Source organism: Pseudomonas sp. S5F11, from assembly GCF_019641515.1.
Lineage (GTDB): Bacteria > Pseudomonadota > Gammaproteobacteria > Pseudomonadales > Pseudomonadaceae > Aquipseudomonas > Aquipseudomonas rhodesiae.
The window spans coordinates 2,321,295-2,337,099 of record NZ_JAIFJZ010000001.1; the positions used below are offsets into that span (position 1 = coordinate 2,321,295).

15 protein-coding genes are annotated in these 15,805 nt (G+C 59.1%); 12 read left to right on the forward strand and 3 right to left on the reverse strand.

What is annotated here, in order from left to right:
* Positions 1-208: 208 nt before the first annotated feature.
* Entirely contained in the window at positions 209-427 is a 219-nt protein-coding gene (locus K1567_RS10555) for a bacterioferritin-associated ferredoxin (RefSeq protein ID WP_034096134.1), read from the forward strand.
* 201 nt (positions 428-628) lie between these two features.
* Positions 629-1,099 (forward strand): bacterioferritin, encoded by a 471-nt coding sequence (gene bfr / locus K1567_RS10560; RefSeq protein ID WP_034096133.1) that lies wholly within the window; start codon positions 629-631, stop codon positions 1,097-1,099.
* A gap of 69 nt (positions 1,100-1,168) precedes the next feature.
* Here the strand turns inward: bfr and grxD are convergent, their stop codons facing one another.
* Together grxD and K1567_RS10570 are read right to left on the reverse strand one after the other, a co-directional pair.
* Positions 1,169-1,507 carry a Grx4 family monothiol glutaredoxin gene (gene grxD / locus K1567_RS10565; protein WP_034096132.1) on the reverse strand — a complete coding sequence of 113 codons (339 nt, stop codon included), beginning with the start codon at positions 1,505-1,507 and terminating at the stop codon, positions 1,169-1,171.
* Between the two features lie 86 nt (positions 1,508-1,593).
* Positions 1,594-3,702 (reverse strand): molybdopterin oxidoreductase family protein, encoded by a 2,109-nt coding sequence (locus tag K1567_RS10570; RefSeq protein WP_034111960.1) that lies wholly within the window; start codon positions 3,700-3,702, stop codon positions 1,594-1,596.
* A 433-nt stretch (positions 3,703-4,135) separates the two neighbouring features.
* Between K1567_RS10570 and argF the strand changes: the two genes are divergently transcribed.
* Both argF and K1567_RS10580 read left to right on the forward strand, forming a co-directional pair.
* Positions 4,136-5,056: an ornithine carbamoyltransferase gene (gene argF / locus K1567_RS10575; RefSeq protein WP_220698478.1), complete on the forward strand. Its 921-nt coding sequence runs from the start codon at positions 4,136-4,138 to the stop codon at positions 5,054-5,056.
* Entirely contained in the window at positions 5,053-6,162 is a 1,110-nt protein-coding gene (locus K1567_RS10580) for an ABC transporter ATP-binding protein (RefSeq protein ID WP_034137171.1), read from the forward strand. The genes argF and K1567_RS10580 overlap by 4 nt, the downstream gene beginning before the upstream one ends.
* A 56-nt stretch (positions 6,163-6,218) precedes the next feature.
* Here the strand turns inward: K1567_RS10580 and ybaK are convergent, their stop codons facing one another.
* The gene (ybaK, locus tag K1567_RS10585; protein WP_220698479.1) at positions 6,219-6,689 is read right to left on the reverse strand and encodes a Cys-tRNA(Pro) deacylase; all 471 of its coding nucleotides are present in this window, start codon (positions 6,687-6,689) and stop codon (positions 6,219-6,221) included.
* Positions 6,690-7,015: 326 nt separating this feature from the next.
* On the opposite strand from ybaK, the gene K1567_RS10590 reads away from it, so the two are divergent.
* The 8 genes from K1567_RS10590 to K1567_RS10625 all read left to right on the forward strand — a co-directional run bounded on the left by K1567_RS10590 (position 7,016) and on the right by K1567_RS10625 (position 15,747).
* Entirely contained in the window at positions 7,016-7,870 is an 855-nt protein-coding gene (locus K1567_RS10590) for an MIP/aquaporin family protein (protein WP_034096127.1), read from the forward strand.
* 76 nt (positions 7,871-7,946) lie between these two features.
* Positions 7,947-9,452 carry a glycerol kinase GlpK gene (gene glpK / locus K1567_RS10595; RefSeq protein ID WP_034096126.1) on the forward strand — a complete coding sequence of 502 codons (1,506 nt, stop codon included), beginning with the start codon at positions 7,947-7,949 and terminating at the stop codon, positions 9,450-9,452.
* Between the two features lie 83 nt (positions 9,453-9,535).
* On the forward strand, positions 9,536-10,291 hold the full coding sequence (locus K1567_RS10600) for a DeoR/GlpR family transcriptional regulator (protein WP_034096125.1): 756 nt from the start codon (positions 9,536-9,538) through the stop codon (positions 10,289-10,291).
* Between the two features lie 276 nt (positions 10,292-10,567).
* The gene (glpD, locus tag K1567_RS10605; protein WP_034096124.1) at positions 10,568-12,106 is read left to right on the forward strand and encodes a glycerol-3-phosphate dehydrogenase; all 1,539 of its coding nucleotides are present in this window, start codon (positions 10,568-10,570) and stop codon (positions 12,104-12,106) included.
* 372 nt (positions 12,107-12,478) lie between these two features.
* Positions 12,479-13,405, forward strand: a complete 927-nt coding sequence (locus tag K1567_RS10610; protein WP_034096123.1) for a glutamate/aspartate ABC transporter substrate-binding protein — start codon at positions 12,479-12,481, stop codon at positions 13,403-13,405.
* A gap of 193 nt (positions 13,406-13,598) precedes the next feature.
* Positions 13,599-14,345 carry an amino acid ABC transporter permease gene (locus tag K1567_RS10615; protein WP_034096122.1) on the forward strand — a complete coding sequence of 249 codons (747 nt, stop codon included), beginning with the start codon at positions 13,599-13,601 and terminating at the stop codon, positions 14,343-14,345.
* The gene (locus K1567_RS10620) at positions 14,345-15,016 is read left to right on the forward strand and encodes an ABC transporter permease subunit (protein WP_034096121.1); all 672 of its coding nucleotides are present in this window, start codon (positions 14,345-14,347) and stop codon (positions 15,014-15,016) included. Before K1567_RS10615 ends, K1567_RS10620 begins: the two co-directional genes overlap by 1 nt.
* Positions 15,013-15,747 carry an amino acid ABC transporter ATP-binding protein gene (locus tag K1567_RS10625; protein ID WP_034096120.1) on the forward strand — a complete coding sequence of 245 codons (735 nt, stop codon included), beginning with the start codon at positions 15,013-15,015 and terminating at the stop codon, positions 15,745-15,747. Before K1567_RS10620 ends, K1567_RS10625 begins: the two co-directional genes overlap by 4 nt.
* Positions 15,748-15,805: the final 58 nt, after the last annotated feature.

Genomic DNA, 15,805 nt, shown 5'->3' on the forward strand with positions numbered 1-15,805 from the left:
AAAAGGACCGATCCAGAGTCTGCCGTGTTCAAGCGACAAGCCTGTGACGCAGCCACGCTTCGTGAAGACCGACCATCATACACGGAAAAAACCGTTCGTCAGCGCGAGGGCGCCGGCGCGAAAAGTCCATGAATCTACTTTGACAATCATTCTCGTTAACATTAAGATCCATCGCACTTAAGCCCTAAACCCGCGACGGTTCTCCCTTATGTATGTGTGCCTCTGTACTGGCGTCACCGACGGACAAATCCGCGAAGCAATCTACGAAGGTTGCTGCAGCTACAAGGAAGTGCGTGAAACCACCGGCGTTGCCAGCCAGTGCGGTAAATGCGCTTGTCTTGCCAAGCAAGTGGTACGGGAAACCCTGACGCAGCTGCAGACCGCGCAGGCTTCGCTCCCCTATTCAGCAGAATTTACTCACGCCTGATCGGGCATGTTTTAAAGAACCGAACTTAGTGTTCGGTTTTTTTATGCCCGTAATTCAACTAGTTAGCGTCAAGACGCGGAACACAAACATTCTTATTCCGATTAATTTTCATTTATTATTCAATAACTTAGGTTTGACACTAAAGAGTTCGCCGCTCAAACTCCGCCCTATACACAGCTATTACAGGGCAGGACCCCAGTCATGAAAGGCGACATCTCAGTCATCCAGCAACTCAACAAAATCCTTGCCAATGAACTGGTCGCGATCAATCAGTACTTCCTGCATGCGCGCATGTACGACGATTGGGGCCTGGAAAAGCTCGGCAAACGTGAATACAAAGAATCTATCAAGGCCATGAAGGACGCGGATGCGCTGATCAAACGCATCCTGTTCCTAGAAGGCCTGCCAAACGTGCAGGACCTGGGCAAGCTGAACATCGGCGAGCACACCCAGGAAATGCTTGGCAGCGACCTGGGCTTTGAACGCAAGAGCCACAGCGACCTCAAGGCCGCCATCGCTCATTGCGAAACAAGCGCCGACTTCGGCAGCCGTGAACTGCTGGAAGATATCCTCGAAGATCAGGAAGAACATATCGACTGGCTGGAAACTCAACTGGGCCTGATCGACAAAGTCAGCCTTGAGAATTACCTGCAGTCGCAGATGGGCGAATAAACCCAACGCACACAGGCACAAAAAAGCCCCGCTCTCTCACGAGAAGCGGGGCTTTTTAATGCGGTCGAATCAAGCGTCTGTCTTGGCCGCCGCGTTTGCCGCTGCGTCTTTGATCAGCGCCTGCAACGAACCATCAGCCGCCATCTCAACGATGATGTCGCTACCGCCGACCAATTCACCCGCCACCCACAGTTGTGGGAAGGTTGGCCAGTTGGCGTACTTGGGCAGGTTGGCACGAATTTCTGGGTTTTGCAGGATATCGACGTAAGCGAACTTCTCGCCGCACGCCATGACGGCCTGGGACGCCTTCGCGGAGAAACCGCATTGAGGAGCGTTCGGAGCACCCTTCATGTAAAGCAGAATAGTGTTGTTGGCAATCTGCTCTTTGATCGTTTCGATGATATCCATGGAACACCTCTGCAGGAACTTTGCGACTCACAGGTCGGCACGGTGGCGCATTGTAACGCAAAATTCCCGCAGGATGCTCGGGCTCCTTACGCCACGGCGACTTGCACGGGCACGCCATTCAAGGCCGCATTGCCGGATAACTCATCCAACTGCCGCTCGTCGGTCAGGTCATTGGCGCTGGCGCCTGGCTGTTCGCTGGCAATGCTCATCCGCACACCGGGACGACCATGCCCCCAGCCATGGGGCAGGCTGACCACGCCGGGCATCATGTCCTGACTGGCGACCACCTCCACCTCGATCATGCCGATACGTGAGCTGACCCGTACCCGCTGGCCATCGCTTAGCTGGCGCTGAGCCAGATCGTCGGGGTGCATGTGCAACTGATGGCGCGGCTTGCCTTTCACCAGGCGGTGATAGTTGTGCATCCAGGAATTATTACTGCGCACATGCCGACGGCCGATCAACAACAGCTCATCGGCCATAGGTGCTGGCTGAGCCGCGAAGCGCGCCAGGTCGGCGAGGATCACCGCTGGAGCCGCCTGCACCTTGCCGTTCGCGGTCTTCAAGCGCTCGGCAAGGTTGGGCCGCAGCGGGCCCAGGTCCACGCCATGGGGATGATCGGCCAGCATCGCCAGAGACAACTTGTAGCTGGACGCATCGCCATAAGCCCCGGCACGCAGCCCGTAGTCGATCATCTGCGCCGGCGGCATGGTCGGCTTCAGGGCCGCGCCGGTCTTCGCCGCGAATGCCTGAGCCAAGCCCACGAAGATTTCCCAGTCATGCAACGCACCTTCGGGTTTGGGCAAGATCGCGCGATTGAACCGAGTGACATTGCGCACCGCGAACATATTGAAGGTGGTGTCGTAGTGATCGTTCTCCAGCGCCGATGTGGACGGCAGGATCAGGTCGGCGTAACGCGTGGTCTCGTTGATATACAGATCGACGCTGACCATGAACTCCAGACCATCCAGCGCCTGCTCCAATTGGCGACCGTTCGGCGTAGACAGCACCGGATTGCCAGCCACCGTCACCAAGGCGCGAATCTGGCCATCCCCTTCGGTCAGCATCTCCTCGGCCAGCGCCGATACCGGCAACTCGCCACCGTATTCCGGGCGCCCGGACACCCGGCTCTGCCAGCGGTTGAAATGGCCGCCTCCGGTCGATGCCACCAAATCCACCGCCGGCGACGTGCACAAGGCGCCGCCCATCCTGTCCAGGTTGCCCGTCACCAGGTTGATCAACTGCACCAGCCAATGGCACAAGGTACCGAACGCTTGGGTCGATACGCCCATGCGCCCGTAACAGACAGCCTTGTCCGCTGCGGCGAAATCCCGTGCCAACTGGCGAATCTGCGCGACCGGCACGGCACACTGGCGGCTCATCGCCTCGGCGGTGAAGCCGCTGACCGCACGGCGAACCTCGTCCAGCCCCTCAACCGGCAAATGGCTGACGCGAGTCAGGTTCTCGGTGAACAAAGTGTTGAGCACACCAAACAACAGGGCTGCATCGCCCCCAGGCCGTACGAACAGGTGCTGATCGGCAATTGCTGCGGTTTCGCTGCGCCGGGGGTCGACGACCACCACTTTGCCGCCACGGGCCTGGATCGCCTTGAGGCGCTTTTCCACATCCGGCACTGTCATGATGCTGCCGTTGGACGCCAGTGGATTGCCGCCCAGGATCAGCATGAAGTCGGTGTGATCGATATCCGGAATCGGCAGCAGCAGGCCATGGCCGTACATCAGGTGACTGGTGAGGTGATGGGGCAATTGGTCCACGGACGTCGCGGAAAACCGGTTGCGCGTTTTGAGCTGGCCCAGGAAGTAGTTGCTATGGGTCATCAGCCCATAGTTATGCACGCTGGGATTGCCCTGATACACCGCCACCGCATTCTGCCCGTGCCGTGTCTGAATATCCGCGAGCCGCTCGGCCACCAGGGCGAATGCTTCCTCCCATGGGATCGGCTGCCATTCGCTGCCCACCCGCAGCATGGGTTGATGCAGGCGGTCGGGGTCGTTTTGAATATCCTGCAGCGCCACAGCTTTGGGACAGATATGGCCACGACTGAAAGTATCCTGCGGGTCGCCCTTGATCGAGGTGATCGCCAGGCGCCCGTCGTCGTTACGGGTGGTTTCCAGGGTCAGACCACAGATGGCTTCACATAGATGGCAGGCACGGTGGTGGAGAGTCTTGGTCATGGCCAGTCTCTTTATAGGGGCTTTGGGCTGACTATGGGCCGCGACCTCAATGGGCGCCAGCATCGTTCGCCCTGTGAATCGCCGGGCATCAGGCCGGGCCATGGCGAAGCATGAGCAAATGTTACAGAACCCCGCCCATACCGGCTGAAACCGACGCAGCCTGGCCCGAGCCCGCCTCCGCGCATTGCAAAAGGTTGCGAGGCCAGTGTACAAATGGGCCGCTGCTGTCAGGAAATTGTCTTCAAACGCGTCTCGGCGCCCTGCTTGAAAACCCCTAAAAACGTAGCCCTATTGGTAAGACGCGACATTTAATGTCAATATCGCGCCTTCCCCTATTTCGTCGCCCCCGTGCGGCTTTCGCCGCAGGTCTCGCCCGTTGTCACAATAAACAAGGCTTTGAGTATCTGCGGTCTGTTGCAAAAGGTAGTTAATGATGAGCGCAAGGCACTTTCTCTCCCTGATGGATTGCACGCCCGAAGAGCTGGTCAGCGTGCTCCGTCGAGGCATTGAGCTTAAAGACCTGCGTAACCGCGGCGTACTGTTCGAGCCTTTGAAAAACCGCGTACTCGGGATGATTTTCGAGAAATCATCCACGCGCACCCGCCTGTCCTTCGAAGCCGGCATGATTCAGCTGGGCGGCCAGGCCATCTTCCTGTCGCCGCGGGACACCCAACTGGGCCGTGGCGAGCCGATCAGCGATTGCGCCATCGTCATGTCGCGCATGCTCGACGCGGTGATGATCCGAACCTTCGCCCACAGCACCCTGACCGAATTCGCCGCCAATTCGCGCGTGCCGGTGATCAACGGCCTGTCCGATGACCTGCACCCCTGCCAGCTGCTGGCCGATATGCAAACCTTCCTTGAGCACCGCGGCTCGATCCAAGGCAAGACCGTGGCCTGGATCGGCGACGGCAACAATATGTGCAACAGCTATTTAGAAGCGGCGATTCAATTCGACTTCCACTTGCGCATCGCCTGCCCGGAAGGCTACGAGCCTAACCCTGAGTTCCTGGCCAAGGCCGATGGCCGCGTGCAACTGCTGCGCGATCCAAAAGACGCCGTGGTTGGTGCGCACCTAGTGAGCACTGACGTGTGGACCTCCATGGGCCAGGAAGACGAAACCGCCAAGCGTATGGCCTTGTTCGCGCCCTACCAGGTCAACCGCGACCTGCTCGACCTGGCCGCGCCGGACGTGCTGTTCATGCACTGCCTGCCTGCGCACCGTGGCGAAGAAATCAGCCTCGACCTACTCGACGACCCGCGTTCGATCGCCTGGGATCAGGCCGAAAATCGCTTGCACGCACAGAAGGCCCTGCTCGAATTTCTGGTCGAGCCGGCGTACCACCACGCATGAGCCATTCATTACTGCTGAACCTGCGCAACCTGGCTTGCGGCTATCAGGACCAACGCGTGGTGCAGAACCTCAATCTGCACCTCAATGCCGGTGATATCGGCTGCCTGTTGGGCTCCTCGGGCTGCGGCAAAACCACAACCCTGCGCGCGATCGCCGGGTTTGAGCCGGTGTACGAAGGCGAGATCAGTCTGGCAGGCGAAGTCATCTCCAGCGCCGGTTTCACCCTGGCGCCGGAGAAACGTCGCATCGGTATGGTGTTCCAGGACTACGCGCTGTTTCCCCATCTGAGCGTGGCCGACAACATCGCCTTTGGTATTCGCAAGCACCCGCAAAAAGAGCGTGTGGTGGCCGAGCTGTTGGAACTGGTCAACCTGAAAAACCTGGGCAAGCGCTTTCCCCATGAGCTGTCCGGCGGCCAGCAACAACGTGTGGCACTGGCCCGCGCCCTTGCGCCGGAACCGCAATTGCTGCTGCTGGACGAACCCTTCTCTAACCTGGATGGCGAATTGCGCCGCAAGCTCAGTCATGAGGTGCGCGACATCCTCAAGGCGCGCGGTACCAGTGCGATCCTGGTCACCCATGACCAGGAAGAAGCCTTCGCGGTGAGCGATCAGGTGGGCGTGTTCAAAGAAGGCCGGCTGGAGCAGTGGGACACGCCCTACAACCTCTATCACGAACCGCAGACGCCTTATGTGGCCAGCTTTATCGGCCAGGGCTACTTCATTCGTGGGCAGTTGAGCTCACCGGAGTCGGTCAGCACCGAGCTGGGCGATCTGCGCGGCAACCGTGCCTATACCTGGCCTACGGGCGGTGCGGTGGATGTATTGCTGCGCCCGGACGATATCGTCTATGCGCCCGACAGCGCGTTGAAGGCAAGGATTGTCGGCAAGACCTTCCTCGGCGCGTCCACCCTGTACCGCCTGCAACTGCCGACCGGCGCACAGCTGGAGTCGATTTTTCCCAGCCATGCCGACCACCAGGTGGGCGCGGAGGTTGGCATTCGTGTCGCCGCTGAACACTTGGTACTGTTCCAAGCGTCAGGCAGCGTTGCGGCGCAAATTCCCCAGCTCGAATCCGGCGTACGGCGCTACAGCACTGCCAGCTGAGTTACGAAACGTGTGGGAGTGAGCCGCCTCCCACACGGCATCTTCAGCAATCTGGATTATGCCCGGCCAATTTCGGCAAATTTGGCTTGGGTATGCTCCGCCAGCACTGCCGCCGGCAACTCCACTTCCAACCCTCTCCTGCCTGCGCTGACAAAAATCGTCGCGAAGGGCTGTGCCGTCACACCAATAAACGTGCGCAAGCGCTTCTTCTGCCCCAGCGGGCTGATGCCGCCCAGCAAGTAACCGGTTGAACGCTGCGCGGCCGCCGGATCGGCCATTTCGACTTTCTTGACCCCCGCCGCATGAGCCAGGGCCTTCAAATCCAGACTTCCGACGACCGGTACTACGGCCACCAGTAATTCGCCCTTCTCGCTGCTCGCCAGCAAGGTCTTGAACACCTGCGCCGGGTCGAGGCCCAATTTCTCTGCGGCCTCCAGCCCATAGGAGGCGGCCTTAGGGTCGTGTTCATAACTATGAATACGATGTTCGGCGCGAACTTTCTTCAAAAGATCCAGTGCAGGGGTCATGGATACTCCAAGCGTGGCAAACAGATGGCCAATTCTAGGCCAACCCAGCACGAAACGCTCTAGTGCGCCCACTGCCGTGACACGCATCGGGCGTAGGTGACGTGATCATTCATCAGACCAATAGTTGGAAAGTGACTGACAGTTCACTTTCGACCTTTGACAGCGGTCATTCTTGTCTATATTTTTTCGTTTCCGAATACAGTGGGAAATAATCCTACGCATTCGAGCAGTAAGCCGTAACGGAGATGGGGATCCCCGCCGCGGTGAAAATCGCGCAAGGCCCGTTGAGGCCCAGCGCCAGACAAGAAAAACAATTGAGGTTTTCCATGACAACTGCTCTTCAACAGCCTTCACTTTCAAGCCAATGCATGGCCGAGTTTCTGGGCACTGCGCTCCTGATCTTCTTCGGTACCGGCTGTGTCGCTGCGCTCAAGGTCGCGGGTGCCAGTTTTGGCTTGTGGGAAATCAGCATCATCTGGGGGGTCGGCGTGAGCATGGCGATCTACCTGAGCGCCGGGATTTCCGGGGCCCACTTGAACCCGGCGGTGAGTATCGCGCTGTGCCTGTTCGCCGACTTCGACAAGCGCAAACTGCCTTTCTATATCCTCGCCCAGATCGCCGGCGCCTTTTGCTCGGCCGCCTTGGTCTACACCCTCTATAGCAATCTTTTTTTCGATTACGAACAAACCCACCATCTGGTGCGCGGCACTCAAGCCAGCCTTGAGCTGGCGTCGGTGTTCTCCACTTACCCCCATGCGCTGCTGAGCACCGCCCAAGCATTCTTGGTGGAAATGGTCATCACAGCGATCCTGATGGGCGTGATCATGGCCCTGACCGATGACAACAACGGCCTGCCACGCGGCCCACTGGCGCCGCTGTTGATCGGCCTGCTGATTGCCGTGATCGGCAGTTCCATGGGCCCGCTGACGGGGTTTGCGATGAACCCCGCGCGGGATCTGGGGCCGAAGCTGATGACCTTTTTCGCCGGCTGGGGTGAAATGGCCCTTACCGGCGGCCGCGATATTCCTTATTTCCTGGTGCCGATTTTCGCGCCGATCGTGGGTGCGTGCCTTGGTGCTGCGGCGTATCGCGGCCTGATCGCCCGTCATCTGCCGAGCGCCGCACCTGCTGTAATTGAAACACCTGACACGGCTGTCAACGGCAACACCCGTATTTCCTGAAAGCGCCAGCCTGGCGCCCCTGCCCTTCGCGGCCCAGGCTGATTTCTGACTTCCTATTTCGTTTAAGGCAATCGACATGACCGACCTTCAGAATAAGAACTACATCATTGCCCTCGACCAGGGCACCACCAGTTCGCGGGCAATCATCTTCGATCGTGACGCCAACGTGGTCTGCACCGCCCAACGTGAGTTCGCCCAGCATTACCCGCAAGCGGGCTGGGTCGAACACGACCCGATGGAGATCTTCGCCACCCAGAGCGCGGTGATGGTCGAAGCGCTGGCCCAGGCCGGCCTGCACCATGACCAGGTAGCCGCCATCGGCATCACCAACCAGCGCGAAACCACCGTGGTGTGGGACAAAGTCACCGGCCGCCCGATCTACAACGCCATTGTTTGGCAGTGCCGCCGTAGCACCGAAATCTGCCAGCAGCTCAAGCGCGACGGTCACGAACAATACATCAGCGACACCACTGGCCTGGTCACCGACCCGTACTTCTCGGGCACCAAACTCAAGTGGATCCTCGACAACGTCGAAGGCAGCCGCGAGCGTGCGCGCAGCGGCGAGCTGCTGTTCGGTACCGTCGACAGCTGGCTGATCTGGAAATTTACCGGCGGCAAAACCCACGTCACCGACTACACCAACGCCTCGCGCACCATGCTCTTCAACATCCACACCCTGGAGTGGGATGCGAAGATGCTGGAGATCCTCGACATTCCGCGCGAGATGCTGCCGGAAGTGAAGTCCTCGTCGGAAATCTACGGCCGCACCAAAAGCGGTATCGCCATCGGCGGCATCGCCGGTGACCAGCAGGCCGCACTGTTCGGCCAGATGTGCGTGGAAGCCGGCCAGGCTAAGAACACCTACGGCACCGGCTGCTTCCTGCTGATGAACACCGGCGACAAAGCCGTGAAATCCAAGCACGGCATGCTCACCACCATCGCCTGCGGCCCGCGCGGCGAAGTGGCCTACGCCCTGGAAGGCGCAGTATTCAACGGTGGTTCCACCGTGCAGTGGCTGCGTGACGAGCTGAAGATCATCAACGACGCCCATGACACCGAATACTTTGCCGGCAAGGTCAAGGACAGCAATGGCGTGTACCTGGTCCCGGCTTTCACCGGTCTGGGCGCACCGTACTGGGACCCCTACGCCCGTGGCGCGCTGTTCGGCCTGACCCGTGGCGTACGTGTGGATCACATTATTCGTGCAGCTCTGGAGTCGATTGCCTACCAGACCCGCGACGTGCTGGACGCCATGCAGCAGGATTCCGGCGAACGCCTCAAAGCCCTGCGCGTAGACGGCGGTGCGGTGGCCAACAACTTCCTGATGCAGTTCCAGGCCGACATCCTCGGTACTCAGGTGGAGCGCCCGCAAATGCGTGAAACCACAGCGCTGGGCGCGGCGTACCTGGCCGGCTTGGCCTGCGGTTTCTGGGGCAGCCTGGACGAATTGCGTGGCAAAGCGGTGATCGAGCGCGAATTCGAACCTCAGTTGGACGAAAAGGAAAAAGAAAAACTCTACGCCGGCTGGCAAAAAGCAGTCAGCCGCACCCGTGACTGGGAGCCCCACGAAGGCGCCGAATAAGCCAACCTCGGGTTGTAACTGGTAGGGAGCAGATTCCTGCGTCATCATGGGCCACTTTTGTATGGCAGCCCAAAGGACGCCCCATGAATCTGCCTCCCCGCCAGCAACAAATTCTCGAACTGGTCCGCGAACGCGGCTACGTCAGTATCGAGGAAATGGCGCAGTTGTTCGTTGTCACCCCGCAAACCATCCGCCGCGATATTAACCAGTTGGCGGACGCTAATCTGCTGCGTCGCTACCATGGCGGCGCAGCCTATGACTCCAGCGTCGAAAACACCGCGTACGCCATGCGTGCCGACCAGATGCGCGACGAAAAACAACGCATCGGCGAAGCCATCGCCGCCCAGATCCCCGATCACGCCTCGCTGTTCATCAATATCGGTACCACCACCGAATCCATCGCCCGTGCGCTACTGAACCACAGCCACCTGAAAATCATCACCAACAACCTCAACGTCGCCGCCATGCTCAGCGCCAAGGACGACTTCGACGTGCTGCTCACCGGCGGCAATGTGCGACGCGACGGCGGCGTGGTGGGCCAGGCCAGCGTCGACTTTATCAATCAGTTCAAAGTCGACTTCGCACTGGTGGGTATCAGCGGCATCGACGAGGACGGCAGTCTGCTGGATTTCGATTACCAGGAAGTGCGCGTGTCCCAGGCGATCATCGCCAATGCCCGACAAGTAATTCTGGCGGCGGACTCCAGCAAATTCGGGCGCAATGCCATGATTCGGTTGGGGCCGATCAGTCTGGTGGATTGCCTGGTGACTGACCAAGAGCCGGTGCCGGCGTTGGTGCAGTTGCTGAATCAGCATAAGGTTCGGCTGGAAGTCGTGTAGGGCCTTTACTGATGCTATCGGGGGCAAGCCCCCTCCCACACTTTGATGTGTATAACCATTCAAATGTGGGAGGGGGCTTGCCCCCGATAGCTATCAATACTCGCTGAAACATCTCGAGCCTTAGACGGGCCAATGTTCACAATTTTTCCTTTTCCTGCCCTTCGATGAGTTTTTTCAATCGAAGTCGGGTGGCTGTGCCCGCGTTTATCGGCTACCATTTTCGCAAATGAACATTAATGTTCGAATTCCAATACGAAAAAATCGCGAGGCCAGCCGATGAACCCTTCTACCTTGCCTGCTCCACCGCTTGCCGAAGTCTATGACGTTGCCGTTATCGGCGGCGGGATCAATGGCGTCGGCATTGCAGCAGATGCAGCCGGTCGTGGGCTGTCGGTATTCCTTTGCGAAAAGGATGACCTGGCCAGCCACACCTCTTCCGCCAGCAGCAAGCTGATCCACGGCGGTTTGCGCTATCTCGAACATTACGAATTCCGTCTGGTGCGCGAAGCCCTGGCCGAACGGGAAGTGCTGCTGGCCAAGGCGCCGCACATCGTCAAGCAAATGCGTTTTGTCCTGCCGCACCGCCCGCACCTGCGCCCGGCGTGGATGATTCGTGCTGGGCTGTTCCTCTATGACAACCTGGGCAAGCGCGAAAAACTCGCGGGTTCCAAGAGCCTCAAGTTTGGCCCGGACAGCCCACTGAAAAGCGAAATCACCAAAGGGTTCGAGTATTCCGACTGCTGGGTCGACGACGCCCGCCTGGTGGTGCTCAACGCCATGGCCGCCCGCGAAAAGGGCGCCCATATCCACACCCGGACCCGGTGCGTCAGCGCCCATCGCAGCAAGGGTCTGTGGGAAATGAACATGGAACGTGCCGACGGCAGCCTGTTTTCGATTCGCGCTCGTGCGTTGGTGAATGCCGCCGGCCCATGGGTGGCCAAATTCATCAAGGATGACCTGAAACTGGATTCGCCCTACGGCATCCGCCTGATCCAGGGCAGCCACCTGATCGTGCCGAAACTGTATGAAGGCGCCCACGCGCACATTTTGCAGAACGAAGACCAGCGCATCGTCTTCACGATTCCGTACCTGAATCATCTGACCATTATCGGCACCACCGACCGCGAATACACCGGTGACCCGGCGAAAGTGGCGATCACCGAGGGCGAAACCGACTACATGCTCAAGGTGGTCAATGCCCACTTCAAGAAGCAACTGAGCCGCGATGACATCGTGCACACCTACTCCGGCGTACGCCCGTTGTGCAACGACGAGTCGGACAACCCATCGGCGATCACCCGCGACTACACCCTGGCACTGTCTGGCAGTACGGGCGAGGCACCGATCCTGTCGGTGTTCGGTGGCAAGTTGACCACCTATCGCAAGCTCGCCGAATCGGCCATGGCCCAACTGGCGCCGTACTTCACGCAGATGCGTCCTAGCTGGACCGCCACGGCCAGCCTGCCGGGTGGTGAGGACATGAGCACGCCCGAAGCGCTGGCCGAGGCGATTCGCGCCAAGTTCGATTGGGTTCCGAGCGAGATCGCACGCCGCTGGTCCACAACCTACGGCAGCCGCACTTGGCGCCTGCTGGAGGGCGTGCAAACCCTGGCTGACCTGGGCGAGCATTTGGGCGGTGGCCTGTACACCCGCGAGGTCGACTATCTGTGCACAGAAGAATGGGCCACCCAGGCTCAGGACATCCTATGGCGCCGCACCAAGCTGGGCCTGTTTACCACTGAGCAAGAGCAGGACAACGTCCAGCGCTACCTGTCCAAGGTTGAGCAGAACCGCAGTAAGTTCCAAGCGGCCTGATCTGCCGCCGCATGGCCTTGAGCCTGCGAGTAACAACCTGAGAGCGCCGCGTTTATTCTGAATAAACGCGGCGCTTTTGCGTTTGTCCCGTACACACTTACGCCGATCGACCAACCAACAGCCATTCGGTTTTCCGAACACGACATCCCACGCTATTCGGTTTGCCGGATCAAAAGACCGGCGAAATCCCGTAACACAAACTTAATCACCTTCTAAATCATACAGTTAACCTTTTATTTCAAGCCTGGCACGACTCATGCTCTACACTCTTGGACGATTGCCGAGACGCCTCAGGAGCCGTCACGGACATTCGCTGTACAAGAGAGCCGTTTAGCCGGCTTCATAAAAAAAACAAATGTCGAGGAAGTATTGATGCGCATCGTTCCCCATATTTTGGGCGCAGCTATCGCTGCTGCTCTGATCAGCACTCCAGTCTTTGCCGCCGAACTCACCGGCACGCTGAAGAAAATCAACGACTCCGGCACCATCACCCTCGGGCACCGCGACAGCTCCATTCCGTTCTCCTACATCGCGGATGGCTCGGGCAAACCTGTGGGTTACTCCCACGACATTCAGCTGGCCATCGTTGAAGCCCTGAAAAAAGACCTGAACAAGCCCGATCTGCAGACCCGTTACAACCTGGTGACCTCGCAGACCCGTATTCCGCTGGTTCAGAACGGCACCGTCGACATCGAGTGCGGTTCCACCACCAACAACGCCGAACGCGCCCAGCAAGTCGCTTTCACCACCAACATCTTCGAAATCGGCACCCGTCTGCTGGTCAAGAAAGACAAAGATGGCAAGCCAAGCTATGCCGACTTTGCCGACCTTAAAGGCAAGAACGTCGTGACCACCGCCGGCACCACGTCCGAGCGCATCATCAAGTCGATGAACGCCGACAAGCAGATGGGCATGAACATCATCTCCGCCAAAGACCACGGCGAATCCTTCCAGATGCTTGAAGGCGGCCGCGCAGTAGCGTTCATGATGGACGACGCCCTGCTGGCCGGTGAGGAAGCCAAGGCCAAGAAGCCGGATGACTGGGTGATCACCGGTACTCCGCAGTCTTTCGAAGCCTACGCCTGCATGGTCCGCAAAGACGACCCAGCGTTCAAGAAAGCCGTGGATGACGCCATCATCGGTCTGTACAAGTCCGGCGAGATCAACAAGATCTACGGCAAGTGGTTCGAAAGCCCGGTTCCACCTAAAGGCCTGAACCTCAACTTCCCGATGAGCGACAAGGTCAAGGAACTGATCCAGAACCCGACCGATAAGCCGGCTCCGGAAGTAAAGATCTAAAAGCTGACTAACCTTATCTCCTGAGGGAGCCAACCCTCCCTCAGGCGTCTGTTACTACCTGCTGGTTTTAACTTGGAACACTCGACCTGGCGGTTTTCGAGCCGATCGCGTGTGCCTGGCGTTCAACGTCAGGCGGGAATGGATTTTCCCCAAGCGGGTGCTTGTACATCGATCGATTTCGGGGGAGACCCTAATGAATTACAACTGGGACTGGGGCGTGTTCTTCAAGTCCACCGGCGTGGGCAGCGAGACTTATCTCGACTGGTACATCGCCGGCTTGGGCTGGACCATCGCCATCGCCGTCGTGGCATGGATCATCGCCTTGCTGCTGGGCTCCATTCTGGGGGTCATGCGCACCGTGCCGAACCGGCTGGTATCCGGCATTGCGACCTGTTACGTGGAGCTGTTCCGTAACGTGCCGTTGCTGGTGCAGCTGTTTATCTGGTACTTCCTGGTGCCCGACCTGCTGCCGCAGAACCTGCAGGACTGGTACAAGCAGGACTTGAACCCGACCACCTCGGCCTACCTGAGCGTTGTCGTGTGCCTGGGCCTGTTCACCGCGGCCCGTGTCTGCGAACAAGTGCGCACCGGTATCCAGGCGCTGCCACGCGGCCAGGAAGCCGCCGCCCGCGCCATGGGCTTCAAGCTGCCGCAGATCTACTGGAACGTGCTGCTGCCCCAGGCCTACCGCATCATCATCCCGCCCCTCACCTCGGAATTCCTCAACGTCTTCAAGAACTCCTCGGTGGCGTCCTTGATCGGCCTGATGGAACTGCTGGCGCAAACCAAACAGACCGCCGAGTTCTCGGCCAACCTGTTCGAAGCCTTCACCCTGGCCACGCTGATCTACTTCACCCTGAACATGAGCCTGATGCTGCTGATGCGCCTGGTCGAGAAGAAAGTCGCAGTGCCCGGCCTGATCTCCGTGGGGGGTAAATAATGGAACTCGATTTCAGCGGTATCATCCCCGCCATGCCCGGCCTGTGGAACGGCATGATCATGACCTTGAAGCTGATGGTCATGGGCGTGATCGGCGGTATCGCCCTGGGCACGATTCTCGCGCTGATGCGCCTGTCGTCCAGCAAACTGCTGTCGCGTCTGGCCGGCGCCTATGTGAACTACTTCCGCTCGATCCCCCTGCTGCTGGTGATCACCTGGTTCTACCTGGCGGTGCCGTTCGTGCTGCGCTGGATCACCGGCGAAGACACCCCGATCGGTGCGTTCACCTCCTGCGTCGTGGCTTTCATGATGTTCGAAGCCGCGTACTTCTGTGAAATCGTGCGGGCCGGCGTGCAGTCGATCCCCAAGGGCCAGATGGCGGCAGCACAGGCCATGGGCATGACCTACGGCCAGACCATGCGCCTGATCATCCTGCCCCAGGCGTTCCGCAAGATGACCCCGTTGCTGCTGCAACAGTCGATCATCCTGTTCCAGGATACGTCGCTGGTCTACACCGTGGGCCTGGTGGACTTCCTCAACTCCGCCCGCTCCAACGGCGATATCATCGGGCGCTCCAATGAGTTCCTGATCTTCGCCGGTGTCGTCTACTTCATCATCAGCTTTTCCGCCTCGCTGCTGGTCAAGCGTCTGCAAAAAAGGTTTGCCGTATGATCTCTATCAAGAACATCAACAAGTGGTATGGCGACTTCCAGGTGCTGACCGATTGCAGCACCGAGGTTAAAAAAGGCGAAGTGATCGTGGTGTGCGGGCCCTCCGGCTCGGGCAAATCCACCCTGATCAAGTGCGTGAACGCGCTGGAACCGTTCCAGAAAGGCGACATCGTGGTCGACGGCACTTCCATCGCAGACCCGAAGACCAACCTGCCGAAACTGCGCTCGCGCGTGGGCATGGTGTTCCAGCACTTCGAGCTGTTCCCACACCTGACCATCACCGAAAACCTGACCATCGCGCAGATCAAGGTGCTCGGCCGCAGTAAGGAAGAAGCCACCAAGAAAGGCCTGCAATTGCTTGAGCGCGTCGGCCTGTCGGCACACGCCCACAAGCATCCTGGCCAGCTCTCCGGTGGTCAGCAGCAACGTGTGGCGATTGCCCGCGCCCTGGCCATGGACCCGATCGTCATGCTGTTCGACGAACCGACCTCGGCCCTGGACCCGGAAATGGTCAACGAAGTGTTGGATGTAATGGTGCAACTGGCTCAGGAAGGCATGACCATGATGTGCGTGACCCACGAAATGGGCTTCGCCCGTAAAGTGGCCGACCGCGTGATCTTCATGGATGCCGGCAAGATCATCGAAGACTGCCCGAAAGAAGAATTCTTCGGCGACATCAGCGCCCGCTCCGAGCGCGCGCAGCAGTTCCTCGAGAAAATCCTGCAGCACTAAGCAATTAAGCCCGAGCCAGTGTGGGAGGGGGCTTGCCCCCGATAGCTGTGTGTCATTC